Source organism: Micromonospora sp. D75 (genome assembly GCF_018070405.1).
Taxonomy (GTDB): domain Bacteria; phylum Actinomycetota; class Actinomycetes; order Mycobacteriales; family Micromonosporaceae; genus Micromonospora; species Micromonospora chalcea.
Genome location: NZ_JAGPXV010000442.1, coordinates 1 through 5035, shown reverse-complemented (window position 1 = coordinate 5035; position 5035 = coordinate 1). Strand labels below are relative to the sequence as shown.

Sequence of the window (5035 nt, the reverse complement as noted above, 5' to 3'; positions counted from 1 at the left end):
GCGGCTCGCGGGGCGGCCACGCGTTGCCGAGCAGCAGGATGACGAGAGCGCTGCCCCCGGCAACCAACGTGTGCTTCGCGACGCCGAATGCGGTCTTGATGGGCGCGAGTCGCGTGACCGAGCCGCAGGCTACGCCGATGCCGGTTGCCAGGATCAGCCAGGAGGCCGGCGCGACGGCGAGACCGACGACGATCGCAGTCTCGACCCAGGCGAAGGCCACTGTGGTCGACCGGATTCGCACCGGCGTCTTGATGACTGTGGCCAGGGCGACCGTCACCACCAGGGCCGTGACGGTGACGAGGTCACGTACGGAGTCCGGTGGCTCTGCCCAGACGGCGATCAGTGCGGCGAGCGCGACGAACGTCGCGCACACGCTCAAGACGGACACGATCACGCGCAGCATGGGCTCGACGGCTTGTCGGCCGTCCGCTGTTCGGCTCAACCGGCATCACCCGCCGCTCACCGTCGGAATGCGATGAGCGGCAGCCTACCCCTTCGCCGGAAATATGAGAACTCTCAGTTCCATTCGGTGCTACGCATTTTGCCGCCTCCTCGGATATCGAAACGGGTCGTGGTTGCTTGATGACCAAAAGGTTCGTCAGTTCCATTCGGTGCTGCGCATTGTCACGACCCTCCTCGCATATCTCTCTTGGCGCTTCGTGGCGCCCCCTGTCTTGGAAGAGCAGGTTAGAGCGTAGGTAGGGCGATAAGGAAGCATTAATGTCGGTATGCGCAATATAAGTAACTATTGCGGAGTAAATGACGTTGTGTCCACGGGGTGTATGCGGAGCGGAGCCGATCGTCTCCTTCATGTACCCGCGTAGTCGCTCAGCGCCATGGGAATGGCCTGAGGAGCCTTACGTCGCCTGTAGCGTCGTCGTGGCGGCGGAACATTACAACCGTGCTTTGGGCGGCTTTCACCGCCGGGTCGGACGAGAGTGGTGTCGGTGTGCGAGACCGCTGCCGGGGCAACGGGTTTGTGACTAATCGATTACGCTCCCGTGTGCCCGTGGACAAGAGCCGACTGGGGCCGGAACAGCAGCATGGAAATCCAAGTGGTCGGTGGTCTGGCGGTGCGGATCGGCGCCGCGGGCCTTTCGCTTGGAACCCCCAAACAGCAGCTGGTTCTGGCGCTGCTGGTCGTGCGGGCCAATCAGTTGGTCCCCATGCACGACCTGGTGGACGAGTTGTGGCCCGACGATCCGCCTCGCTCCGCGATCGCCAATGTCCGGACCTACGCCGGCAACCTGCGTCGCAGCCTCGACTCGTACGCGGATGACAGGCTCAGGATCGTCCGTGAGCCCGGTGGCTACCGGCTCCTCGCCGACGAGAGCCTCATCGACCTGTACCGGCTGACCGCGCGCTGGCGCCACGCTCGGGAACTGATGCGGGCGGGAGCGCCGGCGCGGGCGGTCCCGTTGCTGGAGGATGTGGGCGCCGCGGCGGCCCCGCTGCTCGCCGGGCTGACGCTGGGGCCGGTGCTGACCGCCCGGCGAGAGGCCGCGAGCCAGGAACGCCGGGCAGCCCTGGAGTCGCTGGCGGAGGCGCATCTCATCCTGGGGCGCCCGGAATCGGCGGCGTCGCTGCTGCGTGAGGAGGTCTCGCGTCAGCCTCTGTGGGAGCGCGCGCAGTGTCTCCTGATGCGTGCCCTCACCGCGGCCGGTGACGCGGGTGGCGCGCTGGCCGTCTACCGCGCCGCGCGCGAGGCCCTCACCGGCGAACTGGGCGTGCCGCCCAGCGAGGAGATGGAGCAGTTGCGGGTCGCGGCCGCCCTCGCCCGTCGGCGGGTCCCGAACTCCGTCACCGAGGCGGAAACAATTCGGAAAAGATCCCGTACGCATGACTGGCTGCCGCGCACGGTGCCGGATTTCGTCGGCCGGAAGGAAATTGTCGATCGCTTGTTGCACGACGTGCGCGAGCGGTCCGGCGGAGTCCCGACGATCCGCCTGATCGACGGCATGGCGGGCTGCGGCAAGACGACTCTCGCCCTGCACGTGGCCTCGCGGTTGGCCGAACGCTTCCCCGACGGGCAGCTCTTCGTCGACCTGCGCGGGCACACCGAGGACACGCGGATGACGCCTACCGCAGCGCTTGACATCCTTCTTCGCCAAATGGGTGTGCCGGCCGGCCGGATACCGATGGAACTGCCCGATCGATTGGAAATGTGGCGGCGAGAACTCGCCACGAGGGCCGCGATGGTGGTGCTCGACAACGCCGCCGACAGCCGGCAGGTCGAACCGCTGCTGCCCACCTCCGGGGCGGCGGTGGTGCTCGTCACCAGCCGGCGTCGCCTGCTGGCGCTCACCGAACGGCCGCCGGTGTCCCTCGCCGTTCTCTCCGAGCCCGAGGCGCTGCAACTGCTCACGACACTTGTCGGGGACGGACGGGTGACAGCCGAACGGGAGGCCGCACGCCGCCTGGTCGGCATCTGCGGCTGTCTGCCCCTCGCGGTCAGGCTGGCCGGCACCCGCCTCGCTCACCGGCCGGACTGGCGGATCTCCGATCTCGTCTACAGGTTGAACGACAGATCGATGATCCTTCCCGGTCTCCGGACCGAGGCGCGGAGCGTGATCGAGGCGTTCGCCGAGTCGTACGAGCCGCTCGACGAGGCGTGCAGGAGAACCTTCCGATCCTTCGGGCTGGTCACCGGCGGTCACCTCGACACCGCCATGGTCGCCGCCCTAAACGATCTGCCGTGGCGGGAGGCGGCGGACGTCCTCGACGAACTGGTGGACCGCAACCTCGTGCAGGAGACCGCGGCGGGCCGGTACCGCCTGCACGATCTGATGAGGCGGTACGCCGCCGAGTTGGCCCGGGAGGAGGACGAGCGGCCGGCGCGCCACGCGGCGGTACAGAACCTGCTGGATCACCTGCTGCACTCGGTGGTGCGGGCCTCGGCGCAGACCGAGGACAGCGGCGTACTCGCGCTGCACCTGCGGCTCGGGGAGCCGCGCCGCGCGGACCTGCTCGTCGGACGCGAGCACGGCGATCTGGACTGGCTGGAGGACCAGCGCCTGAATCTGATCGCCTTCGCCCGCCAGGCGGCTGAGGAGGGCCATGAACCGATGGCCTGGCGGCTCGCGCGCGCCAGCTGGCGCTTCTTCTACACCCGGGGCTACTTCGACGACATCTCGGTCACCCACTCCGCGGGTCTGGCAGCGGCCCGACGGTGCGGAGATCGGCACGCCGTGGCTCTCATGCACAACTACCTCGCGTCGGCCTGTGTGCGTACCGGCGCTTTCCAGGACGCCTCCACCCACCTGCACGAGGTCGTCTCGATCCTCACCGGGCTCGGGGACGCAGCGGGCGCGCAGCGGGCGCGGTTCAACCTCGGCGTGGTGTACTGGCTCACCGGTCGACTTCAGCAGTCGCTGGAGATCAACCGCCTGACTCTGCGCAGCAACGTGCTGGACACCCTTCCCGTTCTGCCCAACCTCGGCCTCACGCTCCGCTGCCTCGGCCGGTACGACGAGTCGATGGCCGTTCACCGGCTCCACCTCTTCGTCGCGCGCACCAGGCAGGACCCGTTCCACATGTCGAACGCGCTGGGGCACCTGGGAGGCGTCAGGTACCGGCTCGGGCAGAACGCGCAGGCCGAGCGCCTGCTACGCGCCTCGCTGGCGCTCCGGGACCGCACCGGCAGCGGCTTCGCCCGCGCCGAGACGATCAGCGACCTCGCCGGGACCTACCGCCAGCTCGGCCGCTACGAGGAGGCGTTGCGGCATCATGAAGCCGCCATCGAGGCCGCCGCCGCTTCCGGTGAGCAGCAGGTCCAAGCCGAGGCGCGCAACGAGCTGGCCGTCACCCTGCGAGCCGTCGGCCGAGGCGGGGAGGCCGCCGCCGTGCTCGAGGAAGCCCTCGCCATCGCCACCCGGATCGCCCACCCGTACGAGCAGGCCCGCGCCCTCAGCGGTTTGGCGGAGCACCTGGTGGACGAGCAGCCGGTCGAGGCGCGACGGTACCGGCAACGGGCCCTGGCGATCTTCGAACGGATGGGCGCCCCGGAGCGTCACGAGTTGCGGCGGCAGCTCGCCGCGATGCCGTCACCACCGACCTGACCCGGCTTATCGATTTCTTATCGCGGCGTTCGTTAGCGTCCCGCCATCGGCCACGGGGAGGGCTCACCGCCAGGGTGGGCCAGGCCGAACGAGGCCCCCACCGCCAGTTCCCCCCAGCGAATCGGCGGTGGGTAGGTGAGGGAGGGGCGTCGTGGATCTGCACCCGACACGGCGCTCCTCCCCGCCGACGGCCCGGAGCACGCGCGTCGTCGTACCCGGCGGATAGGGTCGGGCCGTGACCGAACCCGCGCAGCTCACCCACGTCGACCCGGCCGGCGCGGCCCGGATGGTCGACGTCTCCGCCAAGCCGGTCTCGGGCCGGCTCGCGGTCGCCGCCGGCCGGCTCCGCACCACCGCCGAGGTGGTCGAGCTGCTGCGGCGCGACGGCCTGCCCAAGGGCGACGCGCTGGCCGTCGGCCGGCTCGCCGGCATCATGGGCGCCAAGCGCACGCCCGACCTGATCCCGCTCTGCCACCCGATCGCGCTGCACGGCGTCACCGTCGACCTCGACCTGACCGCCGACACGGTGGAGATCACCGCCACCGCGAAGACCGCCGACCGGACGGGCGTCGAGATGGAGGCGCTGACCGCGGTGGCGGTCGCCGGCCTCGCTCTCATCGACATGGTGAAGGCGGTCGACCCGGCCGCCTCGGTGGAGGCCGTCCGGGTGCTCCGCAAGGAGGGCGGCAAGACCGGCGAATGGGTCCGGCCGGAGGACCGGCCGTGATCCGGGCCCGGGTGATCGTGGCCTCCAACCGGGCCGCCGCCGGGGTGTACGAGGACACCAGCGGCCCGCTGCTCGTGACCGGCCTGCGGGAGCTGGGCTGCGAGGTCGACCCGCCGGTGGTGGTGCCGGACGGCGATCCGGTCGGTGAGGCGCTGCTCGCCGCCCGCGAGGAACGTGTGGACGTGGTGCTGACCAGCGGTGGCACGGGCATCACCCCGACCGATCGCACGCCCGAGGTGACCCGTGCGCT

Annotated in this window: 3 protein-coding genes and 1 pseudogene; 3 read left to right on the top strand and 1 reads right to left on the bottom strand. The window is 70.1% G+C overall.

The window, feature by feature from the left end:
• Positions 1-403: pseudogene (locus tag KBX39_RS22670) on the bottom strand (bifunctional diguanylate cyclase/phosphodiesterase); the annotation flags it as partial.
• Positions 404-1043: 640 nt separating this feature from the next.
• Between KBX39_RS22670 and KBX39_RS22665 the strand changes: the two are divergent.
• The 3 genes from KBX39_RS22665 to KBX39_RS22655 all read left to right on the top strand — a co-directional run.
• Positions 1044-4058: a tetratricopeptide repeat protein gene (locus KBX39_RS22665; protein ID WP_210872407.1), complete on the top strand. Its 3015-nt coding sequence runs from the start codon at positions 1044-1046 to the stop codon at positions 4056-4058.
• A 235-nt stretch (positions 4059-4293) separates the two neighbouring features.
• Positions 4294-4785 (top strand): cyclic pyranopterin monophosphate synthase MoaC, encoded by a 492-nt coding sequence (moaC, locus tag KBX39_RS22660; protein WP_043327705.1) that lies wholly within the window; start codon positions 4294-4296, stop codon positions 4783-4785.
• A partial coding sequence (locus KBX39_RS22655) for a molybdenum cofactor biosynthesis protein B (protein ID WP_247660468.1) occupies positions 4758-5035 on the top strand: 278 nt, incomplete at its 3' end. The genes moaC and KBX39_RS22655, both read left to right, overlap by 28 nt.

Bases quoted from the DNA above. Each gene is read 5' to 3' on its own strand.
- KBX39_RS22665 (WP_210872407.1), top strand. From the start codon at position 1,044: ATGGAAATCCAAGTGGTCGGTGGTCTGGCGGTGCGGATCGGCGCCGCG.